The 17,425-nt window shown below is 54.9% G+C and carries 15 protein-coding genes; 7 read left to right on the top strand and 8 right to left on the bottom strand.

All coding sequences use genetic code 11. The annotated features are described in order from the left end of the window. The first annotated feature begins 3 nt into the window (after positions 1-3). The 5 genes from ACYJRZ_RS15875 (at position 4) to ACYJRZ_RS15855 (ending at position 4,977) form a co-directional block, all read left to right on the top strand. A complete protein-coding gene (locus ACYJRZ_RS15875; protein ID WP_459460612.1) occupies positions 4-1,272 on the top strand; it encodes an ATP-binding protein in 1,269 nt (422 codons plus the stop codon). A gap of 316 nt (positions 1,273-1,588) precedes the next feature. Next, positions 1,589-1,984 carry a hypothetical protein gene (locus ACYJRZ_RS15870; RefSeq protein WP_459460328.1) on the top strand — a complete coding sequence of 132 codons (396 nt, stop codon included), beginning with the start codon at positions 1,589-1,591 and terminating at the stop codon, positions 1,982-1,984. 33 nt (positions 1,985-2,017) lie between these two features. Further along, positions 2,018-2,785, top strand: coding sequence for a cytochrome b/b6 domain-containing protein (locus ACYJRZ_RS15865; protein WP_459460326.1), 768 nt, complete (start codon positions 2,018-2,020; stop codon positions 2,783-2,785). Positions 2,786-3,012: 227 nt separating this feature from the next. After that, positions 3,013-3,288, top strand: a complete 276-nt coding sequence (locus tag ACYJRZ_RS15860; protein ID WP_459460324.1) for a hypothetical protein — start codon at positions 3,013-3,015, stop codon at positions 3,286-3,288. A 93-nt stretch (positions 3,289-3,381) separates the two neighbouring features. Continuing rightward, on the top strand, positions 3,382-4,977 hold the full coding sequence (locus ACYJRZ_RS15855; RefSeq protein ID WP_459460322.1) for an MBL fold metallo-hydrolase: 1,596 nt from the start codon (positions 3,382-3,384) through the stop codon (positions 4,975-4,977). An 86-nt stretch (positions 4,978-5,063) separates the two neighbouring features. On the opposite strand, the gene ACYJRZ_RS15850 is transcribed toward ACYJRZ_RS15855, so the two are convergent. From ACYJRZ_RS15850 to ACYJRZ_RS15840, 3 genes are all read right to left on the bottom strand, one after another. Then, entirely contained in the window at positions 5,064-5,504 is a 441-nt protein-coding gene (locus tag ACYJRZ_RS15850) for a DUF2267 domain-containing protein (RefSeq protein WP_459460320.1), read from the bottom strand. 27 nt (positions 5,505-5,531) lie between these two features. Then, positions 5,532-5,888, bottom strand: coding sequence for an SPW repeat protein (locus ACYJRZ_RS15845; protein ID WP_459460318.1), 357 nt, complete (start codon positions 5,886-5,888; stop codon positions 5,532-5,534). Positions 5,889-5,999: 111 nt separating this feature from the next. Then, on the bottom strand, positions 6,000-6,470 hold the full coding sequence (locus ACYJRZ_RS15840; protein ID WP_459460316.1) for an NUDIX domain-containing protein: 471 nt from the start codon (positions 6,468-6,470) through the stop codon (positions 6,000-6,002). Positions 6,471-6,619: 149 nt separating this feature from the next. On the opposite strand from ACYJRZ_RS15840, the gene ACYJRZ_RS15835 reads away from it, so the two are divergent. Further along, positions 6,620-6,979 carry an SPW repeat domain-containing protein gene (locus ACYJRZ_RS15835; protein WP_459460314.1) on the top strand — a complete coding sequence of 120 codons (360 nt, stop codon included), beginning with the start codon at positions 6,620-6,622 and terminating at the stop codon, positions 6,977-6,979. 38 nt (positions 6,980-7,017) lie between these two features. Here ACYJRZ_RS15835 and mgtA read toward each other — a convergent pair whose 3' ends face one another. The 4 genes from mgtA to ACYJRZ_RS15815 all read right to left on the bottom strand — a co-directional run bounded on the left by mgtA (position 7,018) and on the right by ACYJRZ_RS15815 (position 12,931). Beyond that, complete coding sequence (gene mgtA, locus ACYJRZ_RS15830) at positions 7,018-9,786, bottom strand: magnesium-translocating P-type ATPase (protein WP_459460312.1); 2,769 nt, start codon at positions 9,784-9,786, stop codon at positions 7,018-7,020. Between the two features lie 245 nt (positions 9,787-10,031). Beyond that, positions 10,032-10,286 (bottom strand): DUF982 domain-containing protein, encoded by a 255-nt coding sequence (locus ACYJRZ_RS15825; RefSeq protein ID WP_459460310.1) that lies wholly within the window; start codon positions 10,284-10,286, stop codon positions 10,032-10,034. 220 nt (positions 10,287-10,506) lie between these two features. Next, positions 10,507-12,300 (bottom strand): ABC transporter ATP-binding protein/permease, encoded by a 1,794-nt coding sequence (locus ACYJRZ_RS15820; RefSeq protein ID WP_459460308.1) that lies wholly within the window; start codon positions 12,298-12,300, stop codon positions 10,507-10,509. 202 nt (positions 12,301-12,502) lie between these two features. Further along, entirely contained in the window at positions 12,503-12,931 is a 429-nt protein-coding gene (locus tag ACYJRZ_RS15815) for an EF-hand domain-containing protein (RefSeq protein WP_459460306.1), read from the bottom strand. 662 nt (positions 12,932-13,593) lie between these two features. On the opposite strand from ACYJRZ_RS15815, the gene ACYJRZ_RS15810 reads away from it, so the two are divergent. Beyond that, complete coding sequence (locus ACYJRZ_RS15810) at positions 13,594-15,519, top strand: heavy metal translocating P-type ATPase (protein ID WP_459460304.1); 1,926 nt, start codon at positions 13,594-13,596, stop codon at positions 15,517-15,519. Between the two features lie 236 nt (positions 15,520-15,755). On the opposite strand, the gene ACYJRZ_RS15805 is transcribed toward ACYJRZ_RS15810, so the two are convergent. Next, positions 15,756-17,417 carry a dihydroxyacetone kinase subunit DhaK gene (locus tag ACYJRZ_RS15805; protein WP_459460302.1) on the bottom strand — a complete coding sequence of 554 codons (1,662 nt, stop codon included), beginning with the start codon at positions 17,415-17,417 and terminating at the stop codon, positions 15,756-15,758. Positions 17,418-17,425: the final 8 nt, after the last annotated feature.

Here is a 17,425-nt window from a genome sequence, read left to right as displayed (position 1 = left end):
GCGATGTCGCTCGTCGCTATCATTGCAATCTCTGCAAGTGCCGCATTTTTATATATCCGCTTCCAGGCATCCAATGATACCTTCCGCGAAGAAACGCTTTCAACGTTTGCCGGGGATCTGCGGGAGGCGTTGTCCACGGATCCGCAACTTTCAGGCCCTCGTTCAAAGGGCATTAAAGCGCGCATCCGCGAACTTCGTGGCGAGTACGCAGTTTTGGGAGGCGATGGAGAGATCATCGAATCCTCCGGCGCACGGGAACCATTAATTCCTTATGCCAGAGACCGAACTCAATATTTCGAGCTTCCCTCGCATGAGGGGAGGAAAGCGCTTTTCGGTATATCTATCCCGATTTCCCCACCAAGCTCTGTACAGACAATACAGGTCGCCTTTCCAAAAGCACATGTGATCTTCGACAGCGTCCTTGAGGAATTTGTCAGGGATATCGCCTGGATCTGGATTCCATTTGTCCTAGCGCTGCTTGCAACGAATATCGCCGTTCTTGGTTTCGCGCTAAAGCCTTTGCGCATCGCAGCACAGGAAGCAGCGCGGATCGGTCCGTCAAGCATTGCTACACGCTTGAGCGAGAGCGGGATGCCTGAAGACGTTCGGGCTCTGATTAGATCCGTTAACGCGGCCCTCGACCGCCTCCAAGGCGGCTTCCTTTCGCTCGAGCGTTTCTCCGGTCAGCTGGCTCACGAACTGCGCACGCCGCTTACCATCGCCAAAACCCGGCTGTCGCTATCCCAAGACCAGATCGCGCGCGCTGTCGAAAGGGATTTCGAGGACATAGAACGTGTCATAACGCAACTCATCGATCGCGTGCGCGTACGCACCCTCCACTATGAGGCAACCGACGTGGTAGATCTGGGAGCCGTGGCCGCCGAAGTCGCCCGCTATCTAGCGCCAATAATCATTGGAGCCGGTCGCAATATCGAGTTGAAAATCGAGAACGGGCCAATCCTCGTGAGCGGCGCCAAGGATTTCATATTTCGGGCGCTGCGCAACCTGGTTGAGAACGCTCTGCATCACAGCCCTGAGAACGGGGTCATTACGATTGCTGTGTTCAACGCAGGCGTCAGTGTCGCCGATCAGGGCCCTGGTTTCACAAACACACGCCTGCGCAAGGGCGGCGAATTGCTGGGAAAGACGGATCGCGAAGACGGATTGGGTCTCGGCCTCTCTATAGTCTTGGAGACAATGGAAGCACATGATGGGCGACTCATGCTTGCAAACCTGCCTTCCGGTGGAGCGCTTGCAACCATGGCCTTTTAGCCGGTAGTTAACTGATGCTCGAGACAACATCGACTTCTTGTTCAGTGGTTGAAAGCCATCATGCAAAGTTCAGATGAGCACACAATATCGTATGAGTTGAAGTAGCTTAGACGGACTCTCGTTTGCTGTCGCAAACAAGCCTTTCCTGCAACAAAAGTGAAAAGCAGGCAATATTAGTCCTCTGTTCAGGTGGTCGTCAGCACCATCCATCAAATGTTGCTGCAGGACAAAGAAATTATGAGAAGCAATGATTGGAACTGGCATTCAAGCATGCCAGCCAACACTACAGCATGAGAACAAAGGACCGACAGAAATCATGAAAGAATTTCGCCAATCATCCATCCATTCACGTCGCTATATCGCCGCCGCACTTGTCTTGTCCGTTTTGGTCGGGCCGGCATTTGCGGCGTCGCTGAAAAGCATAATGGGCGATATGCGAGACAACACAACGTCGGCCAAAGCCGTTCTCGCCAACTTCGACGCCGCTGCAGCCAAGCAAGTCCTGCAAGGTTATGCTTCGGAAGCTCAGGCGGCAAGCGACATGTTTGCCGGCCAGGGTGGCGCGAAGGAAAAAGACCTCAGCGATCGTTTCAAGAAACTAGCAGCGATTACGGCAGCCGCAAGCCAGGCGCCGCAGAACAAAGCTGCATTTCGCAAAACATTTTCGGAAGTGGCAAACGAATGCAAATCCTGTCATTCGGCATACAAGTAATTGCTCCGAATGTTAACGAAGCAGGAGCATGATATGAAAGAACAACGATACTCGATTGATAATTATTATGATCAGCAGCCAGAGAGCGAGATCGAAGCTTCCCCTGTAGGGAGCGATTATGTCAGAGCATGGGATCTTCCCACTCGCCTTTTCAAATGGTCACTTGTCGCGCTTATCATTACGGCCTGGATATCGAGCGGCTTCAACGATCCGGAGATGATCGTTCACAAGACGGCGGGCTATGGTATTCTTGTTCTTATCGTCTACCGCATTCTCTGGGGGATGGTGGGAAGCTCTACTGCTCGCTTCTCGAGCTTTGTGCGTTCGCCATCTACCATATGGAACTATCTGAAATCATTGCGTCAAAATAGAGCCGAGCGCTATCTTGGTCATAACCCAGCCGGTGGGCTGATGGTTATTGGACTGCTTTTAGCTTGCGCGGTTCAAGTTGCCCTGGGGCTTTTTTCCAGTGACGGAATAACCGCATCAGGACCCTTTGCCGATACGGCGGGAGATGCCATTTCAAGCTGGGCTGCCTCGATCCACACGACGTGGTTCTATGTGGCTATCCTCGGGCTTGCGTGCGTACACATCGCCGCGAACCTCTACTATCAGTTCATCAAGCGCGACAATCTTATCGGCGCGATGATTACCGGACGCAACAAGCGAGCACATTATGTCGATCGGGACGAAGCACGCGGCGGATCACTGCTTGCCGCGGCAATTTGCCTGGCTGTAGCCGTCGGCACCGTCTATGGAGCAATCACTCTGTGCGGAGGAAGTTTCTTCAACGTGGTCTAAAAGCTTATCTGCCGCAGTTTCTTGTTTCCGGCGAGCAGGCATTTTCAATCCTATCGCGCTGTTGATATATCGCCCTGATGATCCGGCAGAGTACGCCGGAGACCTAACGCTCCGACCGGCGCAATCTTCATGGCGGAACAATCGCTTTGACATTGCTCAAAGCATAAATCCGTGCACATAACGCATACTGATTTCTCCGACATCGTGAAACAAGTGTGGAGAAATCAATGCCACTCAAGTTGGTCTCAGGAATGATGAAGTCATCAGGTAACGAAGCCCTGCTGGTCATGGACGCAGGCCATATGAACAAGATTGTTCTCGTTACGAAACAAGCGCTTCTCGATATGGCACTCCCGCCACGTTGCGATGAAAGCCGGCTGCAGGAGTATATTGATGTGCTGAGCGATATTGCCAGCACAAAGTACGATCGAGGGGAAATCAAGCCGGATGGTCGCGTCCTCATCACCTCCAGCGATGTGGCAAAATGGAAAGAACTTCAATAAACCCGCGCGCCTGCTTTCTTGCATTGCAAGCTCAGTCGCGATGCGGGGAACCGTACCCTGCGGCTTGAAGTACTGATTGGAACGAGGAAAGTCATGGCCGAGCCCATTTTGCACTTTCACGGCGCTGCCGGCTCCGTAACGGGATCTTGCTTCCTGCTCGAACATGCGGGTATGCGCACCTTGATCGATTGCGGAATGTTTCAAGGCTCGAAAACGGAGAAGGAGCTGAATTATCGCCCCTTCCCCTTCGAAGCTTCGTCGATACACTCCGTTATCCTCACTCACGCCCACATCGACCATTCAGGCCTGCTACCCAAGCTGGTTAAGGCGGGTTTTCAGGGGCCGATCTATTGCACGGCCGCGACATCCGACCTCTGTGAGATCATGCTGCAAGACTCGGGGCATATACAGGAAGCCGAAGTCGAGCAGCTGAATCAGCGAAGTAAATCCCGCCTCAGGCAAGCCATCGAACCCATCTATACGGTCCGCGATGCGCAAGTCGCAATGACGCAGTTTCATTCCGTCCCATACAAGGAATGGCAGGAAACGGACGGCTCCCTCCGATTTCGGCTATGGGATGCGGGGCATCTTCTTGGTGCGGCTTCTGTCGAGCTTGAGCTCGTCGGCGACGGCGGAACGATCCGTCTACTGTTTTCAGGTGACATCGGACCGAAACATAAGCTGTTCGAGGCAGCTCCCTCGGCTCCAAACGGCTTCGATTATCTCATTTGCGAAAGCACCTACGGCGATCGGGAAAGAGAGGAGGCATCATCTGAAGCGCGCCGCAGACATCTTCGCCAGATTGTGCGCCAGGCCTATCATCCGAACGGTGCGCTGCTTATCCCTTCATTCGCCGTCGAACGCACGCAGGAACTACTGGCGGACTTGAATACATTGATGGATGCCAAGGAGTTACAGAGAATTCCGGTCATTATAGACTCCCCCCTCGCCTCACGAGCAACCGCCGTCTTCAAGCAGCATGCCGGTACATTACCGAATGGAGATCTCCTGCTCAGGGCGCTGAATGCGAAAAACATTCGCTTCACCGAAACCGTCGAGCAATCGAAAGCGGTTGATCTCATTCAAGGATTCCATATCGTTATCGCCGCAAGCGGAATGTGCGAGGCGGGGCGCATTCGGCATCGGCTCAAGAATTGGCTTTGGCGCGATGAAGCGACGATATTGCTCGTCGGCTTTCAAGCCGCCGGCACCTTGGGGCGCGTCCTGCTGGATGGCGCACATACGGTGAAAATTCAGGGCGAACAAATCACAGTGCGGGCGACAATCCAATCGTTGGACGCTTACAGCGGCCATGCAGATGCAACCGAATTGGAGGATTGGATCGTCGCACGGCTCCCAGTTCGTAGGGGATTATTTCTCGTCCATGGCGAACCGGGCGCAATCGCCCAGCTGAGCGGCAGGATATCGAGACATCGGTCCATTGCTACCGTGCTGGAGCCGAAACTCGACAGCGCATATCGCCTTACAAAGGAAGGGGCGATCATCAGCGTCGCAACTGTTCCGCCGCCCCGGTTGCAGGCCGAGGAAGTCGGGCATTTTGACTGGCATAATGATTACCAGTCGTTCGTCCTCGATCTCGATGAAGAGCTCCGGCAGGCGGCCGATGAAAAGCGGAGAGCCGTTATCTTGCGGCGTGTAAGAAAGGCGCTTCATCACGGTGCGGATTGACGACTGATTTCACGTCGCATGCTAACGAGCGGCACCCCCCAGACGATATATCCGTCGCCGTTGTTTCGATCGTCGCGACTGGCAGATTAAGCTGGCTGGCTTCCCTTCGCGGCTCGGTCTGATGATAGGGCATCCTGCAATATGGCCTGAAACCTTGTGAGAATATGTGGGCTTACACGAAGTTCCATTATCTTTAGCAGCGCTGCGACAGCCTGTCGGCTTTTAAGCTCATCATAATCCAAATGTGCGCCGATCTTCGGTAGAATCTGATCGACATTGTTGCGAGCAACCATGGTCGTCGCTGGGTGCCAGTTCTCGTAATAAATACCCCGAAGAAGAAGAGGTAAATGATTGGCAATTTCGGCTGCATCATGCGTTGCCAATGAATCACGAAGCGCATGTAGAATGGCGCATAGAACTTCGTAGGCCGTCTGCTGTTCGCAACCCAGACGATCAGCCAATTCGCATACCCATAAATTGGCTTGCTGAGCAGCATCAGGAAAGGTGCGTGACGGAAAGTAGCTCATTCAAGCCTCCACCTGTATCCCTCTCAATCACCATTCTCTAGCACGACCCGTCTTGCTTAAGATCCATATGGTCATGAGGAAGAGAATTCCTCCTGCCAAAATGAGATTCACAACGGCAAACGGTTGTGCCTGAAACCCCAGCAACCAAGGTGATACTACAAGCCACCCGGCGACCAGCATTTCGAACCAGACTTCCCACCGCTGCGATGTCATTATCGCTATTACGCTCAATATGATCACGACAGTGCCGCTGAGCAGGAGATTCCAGTTCTCCACGTCTGCTTGCGTCGAACCCTTAGCAAAATAGCCGAATATCCAGGGCGAAAAGCATAGCCACACCCCGATCATAAGTATCACGAGATTCTGCCAGTAAATGCTCCGCATTGGCGCCACTCCAAGCTAAAGCAGCACCTTACGATAGGATTTTCGGCTACGCATTGCGCGGGATCAAACTTGATTTCCCGCCATTTTGCTTTGGTTCCGGCTAATTGAAATTCATTGCTCGCTGATACCTAAAACGAGCGCCTCGAGGCGGTCGAGGAATGGTCTTTGAGCGGGAAGGATCTTCGTCCAAGCCTGTTTCAGAGTAAACCACTCCGCGCGATCGACCTCCGGAAAAGATTGAATACGCTGGGTATGCGGCGGCCATACGATTTCAAATGTCTGACTTATCAGCGTCTCGACAGGAAAGTCACCTTTCATCGCAAAAGCTGTAATGAGCTTGCCACCAGCTTGCCGAACTTGACCGAGAGAATGAAGCTCAGGCAACGGCGGCCACCCGGTTTCCTCCGTAAACTCCCTCCTGGCGGCCATATCCGGGGACTCGCCGCTCAAGTACTCACCCTTGGGGATAGACCAAGCCCCTAGGTCGCGATTTTGCCAAAAAGGACCGCCCGGATGAACCAAAAGAACCTCGATGCGATCATGATCTAAGCGATAAGTGAGAATACCCGCGCTTTGCTTCACCGCAGCCCCCTTCGACACCTTGGGAGTCGGGACCCGTAGGCCTCTTCGGCCCGCAAATAATACTTCCATCGCGATATGACCGTTGATTCAAATCAAATGGTCCCAGCCGCAGTTGCAATAAGATTATTTCCTTCTCTGCGGAGGTTAACATGCGTGGACCGCGATGGCAAAATTGGTTGGGGTTTCTTCTAGGCTTCTATATGCTTTTAACACCGTGGATCATTCCGGCCATTTTCCCGGTGGCCCCGGCATCGGCGGCAATAATTATAGCCGGATTGATTGCCGGGTTAACGCTGGCAAGTGTCTCGCTTGTCGGAATTGTCGACCCGGAAATTTGGATCGATTGGCTGAAATACTTTTTGAGCTTTGGCCTCCTCTTAACACCCTGGCTGTTGGGATTTAACGACAATATATTCTTCACCTTCAACTTTGTCTTCGCGGGTATGCTTCTGATTGTTGTGAGCGGACTGGCCTTCGCCTCCCGACGTCCAAAGATCGGACGCGACTAGTTGAAACCCGGAACGAGCTGTCATCGCAAGACAATTAGTCACATACCCCAGCGGCGCACGAACCACACCTTTACGAAATGGGTTAGCAGGCCATAGGCCGTAAGCATGCTGACGACCAATGGCCAGTAAAGCCAAGGTAGTGGGATAAATCCCAGTGCCGCGCCTACTGGCGTCATTGGCAACGCGACACCGATGAAGGCAATGATGATACTTGTCGTCATCAGAGCAGCGCTAGATCGACTCTCTATGAAAGGCACCTTGGACGTACGGATAATATGGATGATGAGAGTCTGACTAAGGAGCGACTCCACGAACCAACCAGTCTGAAAGAGAGCTGGATTGGCCCAAGCTCGGAATACCCACAGCATCATGGCGTAGGTGGCATAGTCGAAAATCGAGCTGATGGGTCCGATGAAGATCATGAATTTGAAAATATTGTCGATATCCCAGCGCCTCGGCAAGACGAGATAATCGTCATCCACATTGTCGGTGGGAATGGCAGTCTGTGAAAAATCGTAGAGCAGGTTGTTGGTCAGCACCTGGATGGGCGCCATCGGCAGGAAGGGCAGGAACAAGCTTGCACCAAGCACGCTGAACATATTGCCGAAGTTCGAGCTCGCTCCCATTTTGATATATTTGGTGATATTGCCGAAGATCTTTCGGCCCTCGATGACGCCCTCCTGCAGCACCATCAGGCTCTTTTCCAGGAGGATTATGTCAGCCGACTCTTTGGCTATATCCACTCCCGAATCCACCGATATGCCGACATCGGCCGCTTTGAGGGCGGGGCTGTCGTTGATACCATCACCGAGAAAACCAACGACGTGCCCCTTCCGGTGCAACGCATTGACGATGCGCTCCTTCTGCGCCGGCGTCAGCTTCGCGAACACATTGGTACGGTCGGCGGTGTCAGCAAGTTCTTCGTCTGTCATAGACTCTATGCGGTCGCCGAGCAGGATCTCGCCGACGTTCAATCCGACATCACGACAGATCTTCCGCGTAATGGTCTCGTTGTCTCCGGTCAGGACCTTGAAGCCAACACCTTTCTGCGCGAGTGCGGCAATTGCGGCGCCTGCGCTCTGCTTCGGAGGATCAAGGAAGGCGATATAGCCGATCAACGTAAGATCGCGCTCGTCCGCAACCGAAAAAGCAGGCCCGTGGCCTATCAATTCCTTGCGAGCCACCGCGACAACTCTGAACCCATCTGCGTTGAGAGCGATGGTTTCATTCTTTGCGGAGGCCAAATGATCTTCGTCCAGCGGTACTGTTTTTCCGTCAATCTCGCAGCTGCTGCAGACGGAGAATATCTCCTCGACGGCCCCCTTGCAGATCAGCACATTTGTTTTATCCGGTGTCGAAACCACAACAGAGAGGCGGCGGCGGACGAAATCGAAGGGAATCTCATCTACTTTTGCGAAACCTTCATCAATCCCGAGCGCCTTATGTACCTCCACATGCTCAAGTACGGCAACATCCAGGAGGTTTTTCAAACCCGATTGGAAATGGCTGTTGAGGTAGGCATATTGTAGCACGCGCTCGGAATTCTCTCCTCTGATATCCAGATGCCACTTCAGGATGATGCGATCCTGCGTGAGCGTACCTGTCTTGTCCGCACACAGGATGTCCATGGCGCCAAAGTTCTGAATTGCATTGAGCCTTTTGACGATCACCTTTTTACGCGCCATGACAATCGCACCCTTGGCGAGGTTGACCGTGACAATCATGGGAAGCAGTTCAGGTGTAAGCCCCACCGCCACGGCCACAGCAAACAGCAATGCCTCAAGCCAGTCATGTTTCGTAATCGTATTTATGATGAATACAATTGGCACCATGACGAACAGGAACTTAATCATTAGCCATGTGAAGCGGTCGATGCCTCGGTCGAACGCCGTCAGCTCACGCCGGCCGGTGATCTCATCGGCAAGTTTTCCGAAGTAAGTTCGGCCGCCCGTGCGCACCACAACGCCCGTAGCATAGCCGCTGACGACATTGGCTCCCATGAAGCACATGTTCGGCAGCTCGAACGGATTGCTCACCGCCGTTTCGTAAGCATGCTCGATCTTTTCAGCCGGCATCGCTTCGCCGGTAAGTGTCGCTTGATTAACGAACAACCCCTTGACCTCAGTCAGGCGCAGGTCGGCCGGTATCATATCGCCGGCTGACAGACGAACTATGTCACCTGGAACCAGCGTCTCGATGGGTATTTCCTGGAACGAGCCTGAAAAAACGCCGCTTCGTCGTTTCACTGCGGCGGTGGTGCGCACCATCGATCGCAAACGCGCCGCCGCTTCGTTTGAGCGGTGCTCCTGAACAAAGGCCGTCGTAATCGCGAGGACGACCATAATGGCAATCACCGCCGCTGCCCGGACATCACCCAGAAAGTAAGATATAAACGCCAAGGTGATCAAAAGCGCATTCAAAGGGTTCTTACCGCGTGCCCATATCTCCTGAAGAATAGTCGGTTTCCGCTCCTGGATGATGAGATTAGGACCATATATTTTAAGTCGTTGCCCGGCTTCCTTGGTAGTTAGGCCCTCCAAACTTGATCCGAGGCGTGCGCAAGAGGGCTCAGCTTCGAGCTTGGCCAGCGCGAAGACTTCTCCGGTTTCCGCTTCACCTTCGAGTGGTCGTGATATGCTCTTATAGTGCCGAGACATCATCGTTTTGTCCTTGCTATCCCACAGTGTCCGGACACGACACCGGCTGTGGCGATCACAGCCGCCCGGACATTCCTTGAGGCTTTGGAAGTACAGGCAATTTTCGTGAAGCATGCCCATGAGCAGATCGTCCACGATGATCGAGATCAAACTGGCGTCGCAGCTGCACGATGGATTTGGGCTAATTATCCGCCAATTGGACGAAATAATTCCAAAAGATGTCCAACGAGCCTAGCTATCTATTGCTGCCCATCGCGGAACTACGTCGAGGCACTGCTATCACATCTTCAAGGACACGCTATCTCAATAATTTGCTTGAAAAGCGCGCGAAGTACCCTTCCATTATTTCACCAAACATTTTCCGAGACGGTTCTTTTTCGAGAAGGATCCGTCCCTTACTGTAGCACCGATACGCCGGCTTCTTCCGCAGCCTTGAGCATCGCATCTCGGACAGCTTCGGGAGCAATTCGGCCATGAATAGCTTCAAGGCACGCGTGGACTGCTGCCAGATATTCTTCCCCGTCATCAATAGGCCAATGGTCCAGTAGCATCTCCACAGCATCTCGCACCGTATTTATACGTCGGAATTTTGATGCACCTTCCATGGTGAGCGTAATAGCGGGTATTTTTCGGCGCATGCCCGGTTTCATTGCTTGCTCTCCAGAATATAAGCATCTGGAATCTATAATATGCCTTTCGGGAGCAAATGATTTACATCAATTTACTCCATCGCACTCTTCTTCAAACATACCCGCATTATGCTTGCGCCATTCCAAATATAAAACCTATTTTCAGGGATAAGGGATCCGTTCGCCGCTTCCGAGTCTCCCGCGGCTCAGGCAAATCAAAGATGCTATGCTCACGCCGCAATTAGGCGGGTAGCAAGCCAACTTTGGCACGTGGGCGTGTCGTTAGAGATAGAGTTCTGGAGTAAAATCCACACTGTGCATCGTTGCTCGAAATGCTCAAAACGGATGCCTCCGACAATTCGTTGCCAAATATCGAAAACAGCATCTTTCGGTCGTCCTCGTTGAGATGAGATAACGCCTCGTCGCTTATGACCCAACGCGGCTTGTGGACCAGGAGCTTAGCAAAAGAAAGATGCAGCTGCTCATCCATCGTCAGCTCCTTCTCCCAACGGGCTACGCGGCCAAGTGAAGAGATTAGATGCGCGAGGTTCGTGCGCTGAAGGGCGTGATGAAAGTCCTTTTCCTCAAATGCCGAAGCGTCGTATGGATAGGCAAGAACACCCCGCAAGGATATGGCTGGAAGATATGCTCTTTGCGGCAGATACATGATGGTAGCCTTCGAAGGCAGATGAAGTCGCCCGGCTCCCCATGGCCATAGGCCGGCAAGCGCACGAAACAGCGTACTCTTGCCTATTCCGGGCTTGCCTAGAATCAAACAGCGCTCTCCTGGTTGAACCTCGACCTTCGGCTCGCTGATCGAGATCTCTCGATCTGCCATACTTATGGTCATTCCTTCGATGACAAGCCCCGGCTCATCCTGCAGCACAGTGATGCGATTCTCCGAGGCTGAGGCTTGATCCAGCGCGAGAAGAGCCTGTCGCAGATCCATTACGCGCCCCAGCGTCGCCACCCAGTCCGCTATGTTCCCGGCGTTGTCGACATACCATCGAAGAGCCTGTTGCACTTGGTTGAAGGCTCCGACAACCATCATCAGCCCACCGAAGGTCAGCTGGCCGCCGAAATATCCCGGCACAGCTGCGACGATCGGTACCACGGTTGCAAACCAGCCGTAACCCGCAGTAATGCCCGTTAGGCCGGTTGTCACATTGGCTATACGCTTAGCGATACCGATCACGTGATTGAATTCTCGTTCGAGCCGGGTTCGTTCGCCCTTCTCGCCGCCGCTAAGGGCAATCCCATCGCGAGATTCGTTCGCCTGCATGAGCCCGAAACGAAATTGCGCCTCTTGAGCATAGTGCGCTGCATTGAGGCCAATCAGCGGGCGTCCCAATCGCCAACTTATCCAAGACCCGGACGCCGCGTAGATCAACGCGATCCAGACCATGAATCCGGGTATCTGAAAGCTGCGCCCCTCGAATTCGAACAGGAAACCGCGGGATAACAGCCACAATACGCCGACGAAACTGAATAGCAGTAATGTGGATTGAAGAATTCCGACGGATAGAGACACAGTAAGTTCCGTCAACCGCCGCGCGTCCTCTTGCATTCGCTGATCGGGATTGCTGCCGACCGCAGCAGCTCCGGAAAGAAAGACGGCTCTGCCCGGCGTGAACCACTGAACAAGAAGGTCGCGCGTGACGCACTCACGCAAAGTGATCTTCGTCCATTGATCGAGCCATGTCTGCACGATGTTCAAGAAAATGAGAATCCCGGCGATGGCGACGAACACGACGAGCTGGCGACCGAATACGGCGAAATCCTTATTTCGGAGGGCATCGAAAAACGGCTCGTTCCATGCATTTAGCCGAAGCTGACCAGCCGCGGTAGCACCAATGACAACGACCAGACCGAAAGCGAGCAGAAAAAGCCTGTTGCGGCCTGGCGAGCTTTGGACTGCGGCAGCGAAAGCTGCCAATTGGCGAGCAGCCGCAGACGCCCCCACCATAACAAGAAGTCGAGACGGCGCCTTAACATGGAGCCTGGAGCGTGACTTCGCAAATTTCGTTGTCGTCATTTGCTTCCTAACGAAAAGACATACCGCTCAAAATCTGATGTCGTGATGCCTCCCTCTTTCAGAGGAACTGGATGAGGAAAATCTGCAGCCGGCGATGCAACAGCGGCAAACTTGATGCGAACAGCATAATGAGGGCAGAGCCAACATTCCCTCGATCAACGAGGCGGCCAACAGAACCTTTCTTAGGCGATCGGATAGGAGCCTAAGGCCGCCAGAACGCTTGCATCTCCTCTGGTGTAACCTTGCCGTCCTTGTTCGTATCCATGGCGTTGAAGATCCGCTTGTGGATAGCTGTGACCTCATCGAATGACAAAGCACCATCGCCGTCTGCGTCGGCGATGGCGAACATGAACCTCATCATATTGCCGCCCCCGCCCATTCCCGACATGCCGCCTGGCGTGCCGGGCTGCATCATCATGCATCGGACGCCACTGGACATCATGCCGGCTCTGCCGGCCATTGCGCCCTCGCCTGGCTCCATCATGCTCTCCATTGCCGAGCGCGAATCGCCTTGTGACGGATACATTGGACGATGGTTCGCCTCGTCCGACTGCGCGAATGCCACCGAGACACTGCCGAAAGCAACTACGAAACCTAGAAGAGCTGCATTTCGAACTTGGATCTTTCTCATATCATTCTCCTTCGGTACGACCCACTTCGGCACTCATTTTCAGAAGGTAATCTCGAAATTCATTCGCTATAGGCAGACCGAGCCAGTGGTCGACCCGAATGGGTCGAGCGAACGGCTCGTGTTTTGCGCTTGCAAGCTTTCCGGCGCAGGGCGAGCATTATCGTTGCAAGCGCAATCATAGCGATCAGCCAAACCGTGACGACACAATCGATCATCTGCCTTTGGTCGGCTGCTCGCTTTGATCCACGTCAAGAGGACCTTTTCTGAAGCCGCTACCGACCGACTCTTCACCTAACAATGTCGTCGGCCAAGACTTGGCGCAGGCATATCGACAGCACAGGATCATCGGATAGCCAGGCAGGAAGCAAGATCATCCCTATTGAAACAAGGTTATCCACCAGCAGCCTCGTGCGGGAAAGCAAGCTGCAGTGAAGCGCTTCACGACGGGACAGCAAAGGTACCAATCCTTCGACTAATCCTTTGATCCGTATCAAGGCATTGGAAACGGAATCGACGTTTTTGGACGAGGTCGAGTGAGTGCGGAAAAGAAGAGATGCACATACGAGCATCCTCCGCGATAAGGCTTGGAGTCCTTTCGTTCGGATCGCGAGCCGCTGATAACGAAACAGGCATAGATTAACGCCCATCAAAGGTTTGGCTCCATGGATGTCAGTCGTGATCGAATAAGATCCGCGCTTTTGGTGATTGCAGTGACCGGGCTGATTGGGGGGCTCGTGCTCCAATTTTCAGGCAGCGCGGACCTTGCAGTAATGGTCTGGACAACGTGTGTTCTGCCGATCCTAGCGGCCCTTCTGGCGGAAATCGTTCGTGACCTTTGGCGCGGAGAGGTCGGCCTCGATATCGTGGCAGCACTGTCCATGACTGCCGCGGTCGCCTTTGGCGAGAGTTTGGCGGCCGCAGTTGTGGCCGTCATGTATGCTGGCGGCACCTTCCTTGAAAGCTTCGCTGAAGGTCGCGCCCGTCGCGAGATGCATGACCTTCTTTCGCGCGTTCCGCGAACCGCGACACGGCATTGCGACGGTAAACTTGAGGATGTGCCGCTGGACGCGATCGCGCCGGGCGATAGGCTGCTTGTTCGACAGGGCGACGTCCTTCCAGTGGACGGAACCGTGGCTTCGACCTTTGCTTTTCTCGACACATCCGCGCTGACGGGCGAATCTCTTCCGGCACGGCTTGCAATGGGCTCTGAAGCCATGAGCGGCTCGACGAATGCGGGAGATGCGTTTGATCTGATCGCCACGAGGCCTGCCAAGGAGAGTACCTATGCCGGCATTATTCGCCTCGTGGAGGAGGCTCAGCAATCCAAAGCCCCCATGTCGCGGTTGGCAGATCGCTGGTCGATGGGATTTCTCGCCATAACAGTAGCAATCGCCTTGGCTGCCTGGTGGTTCACGCAAGATCCTGTCCGGGCGGTGGCGGTGCTGGTCATTGCGACACCCTGCCCCCTGATTCTGGCTGTCCCTGTAGCCCTAGTGGCTGGTCTTTCGCGGGCGGCACATTACGGCGTGCTGATCAAAGGCGCCAAGCCTCTTGAAACGATGGCGCATATCAGCACGCTTATCCTCGACAAGACGGGCACGTTGACGGATGGGCGACCGCAGATTGTTGCGATCGACAGCTATATCGGCATAGCCAGCGATGAGATACTTCGCCTTGCCGCAGCCCTCGACCAGGCTTCGAAGCACCCTGTGGCGCAGGCCATTGTGGCCGCCGGCAAGGCGCGGGGCCTGGTCCTTCCAGTGCCCTCGGAAGCAGTAGAAATCCCCGGCGAAGGCGTCCGAGGAAGCGTTGACGGTCATAAGGTCATCGTGGGCGGCGACGGTTTCGTCGCCGCCCAAGTGAACCGGAAATTGGACGATCACCCAGCCCTTGCCTCAGGCTCCGTCCTGGTAGCCGTAGCAGTGGACGGTCGCCTGGTGGCCCATCTTGTCATGGCGGATCCTTTGCGTGAGGGCGCGGGATCAACGCTCGGCGAATTGCGCCATCAAGGCATCGACCGTATTCTCCTTGCGACAGGCGACCGCATGGAGGTTGCCGAACGCGTCACGCAAGGACTTGGGCTTGATGGAATTCACGCCGGACTATCACCCGATCAAAAGGTTTTACTCGTACTAACCGAACGGAAGAGCGGCCCGGTGATGATGGTGGGCGATGGCGTCAATGATGCTCCGGCGCTTGCCGCGGCTGACCTTGGAGTTGCCATGGGAGCCAGGGGAGCAGCGGCTTCCGCCGAAGCTGCCGACGTCGTTCTCCTTGTCGACAGCATCGACCGTCTTGCTGCGGGAATCGATATTGCCCGCCGTGCCCGGCGCATCGCATTGGAGAGCGTCGTTGCAGGAATCGGCTTATCCATCTTCGGCATGCTGGCAGCAGCTTTCGGCTATCTGACTCCGGTGCAGGGCGCCGTCCTACAGGAAGCGATTGACGTTGCCGTCATTTTGAATGCGCTGCGTGCACTGAATATTCGGCCAGAGATAGCTAAAACTGACGAGAAACAGATCACGGGAGCTTTCTGTGATGCCACGATCCAAGAACATGCCGCCAGATCAACTCCGCTGGCTTGGTGAAGAAAGGAGCCCACGAAGAGATACACGCTTGATCGTACGCTCAAAGGAAGCAGTTTCGAAGCGGTCGTCGTTCGCACGAAGGCAACGCTATCCAAGCATGGCTTACAGGCGAGGATGGGGAGCGGTGCTGTCGCAGAGCACGCTTTTATATCGACAATCAGATCAATGTCGCGACAGGCACAAACAATTCAAAGGCGGCTTTTGCGAATGCGGACAACCGCCTTTGGCCAGGGCAGTCAGTGACGGTCAAACTGCCTGCCGCCAGGGACATTGCTGCGACCTGCCAGATATTCAAATAGCCGTGCGACGGCTTCAGCGCCGGGATCGACGTGGCCCTCAAGTTGCTTGGCATTGATGTAGGCGGCGCGTCCGGCCTTGGCGTGGACGAGGGTGGCAGTCATGTCTGCGCCGGCGCGAGCTGCATGCGCCGCTGCTGCCAAACCGCCATTGAGCGCATCCAGGGCCGGCAAGAGAGCATCAACCATGGTTCGGTCTCCGAGGCGAGCGCCGCCGATCTCCTGCATGCGGTAGAGCCCAGCCTGCAGCGCTTCGCGGATGGCAAGCCCACTCGACGCTCCATCGCCGGCCGCTGCAAAGAAGATCGCTAGAAGCACCCCCGACGACCCGCCCATGGTCTGACTGAGTTCCTGCCCCATAGCCCGGAAGAGCTGCGTATAGTCTGAAAGAGGAAGGCGGTCGAGTGCGTCGATGAGCGCGCGCGCCGCTCCGGCCAGGGTCGATCCCGTATCACCGTCGCCCGACTTTGCATCAAGCGCGTTCAGATCCATCTCCGAGAGAATGAGAAGATTGCAGCAATCCGTCAAAAACTGGCGGGTAGGCTCGTGCCGCGATGCGAGAGGAGCGATCGGTGTCAGCCCATCCGGAAGAGCAAGCGTGGCAACCGGTTTGATCGCTGCTACGCCTGGCCACGCCGGTAGCGCGACAGGCTTGGCCAGCAGCGCCAGTTCATTCCTGTCGGCAGGAAAGACCGAGATAGAGAAGCCGTGCATGTCAAGCGACGTCATCATCGCAGCAGGTCCGATCACGTACGAGATCTTTCCCGAAATAGCCGATCGGGCAATTTCGTGGACAATGACCGACATTTCCAGGATCGATGCACCGCCCAGATTATTCACGAGTACGACATAGGACCCGTCATCATCCATGGTTGCCGCAAGACGCTCAACCATGGCGGCGACCGCTGCTCGGACGCCTGTATATTCAACCAGCTCGACACCGGCCTCGCCGTGGATGCCCAGCCCGAGTTCGGCGCGGCCTTCCGGAATTCTATTTTCCTTCGGAGAACCAGGCACGGTGCATGTGTCGAGCGACATTCCGATGGAGCGCGTACGCGCGATGACACGGCGCGCCACTTCAGTGATGGTCTCAAGATCAGCATCGTTCTCCGACAAGGCGCCCGCGATCTTGTGGACAAAGAGCGTGCCCGCCACACCGCGAGATTGCGGAAGATGCGGTAACGCGATGTCATCATCCACAATGACCATGCTGACATTCAAGCCAAAGGCGCGAGCACGCTCCGCCGCCAATCCAAAGTTGAGGCGGTCGCCCGTATAGTTTTTGACGATCAGAAGGCAACCGGCTGGGCCTGTGACGGAGAGGATACCGGCGAGGATCGCATCGACGCTGGGAGATGCAAAGATATCTCCACACACGGCTGCGGTGAGCATTCCCTTGCCGACGAAGCCCGCGTGAGCCGGCTCATGGCCCGATCCGCCTCCGGAGACGATCGCAACCTTGCTCTTATCCCAATCCGAACGAACGACCACACGGATGTGTGGAAAACCATCGAGGCGGCTCAGAGCGCCACCCGATGCAACGAGAAGGCCCTCGATTGCTTCGGTGACCGCTTTTTCCCTGCTGTTGAGGAACTGTGACATTCTCGCCT

Source organism: Rhizobium sp. No.120, from assembly GCF_054558365.1.
This window is presented reverse-complemented; position numbering and strand designations above follow the sequence as displayed.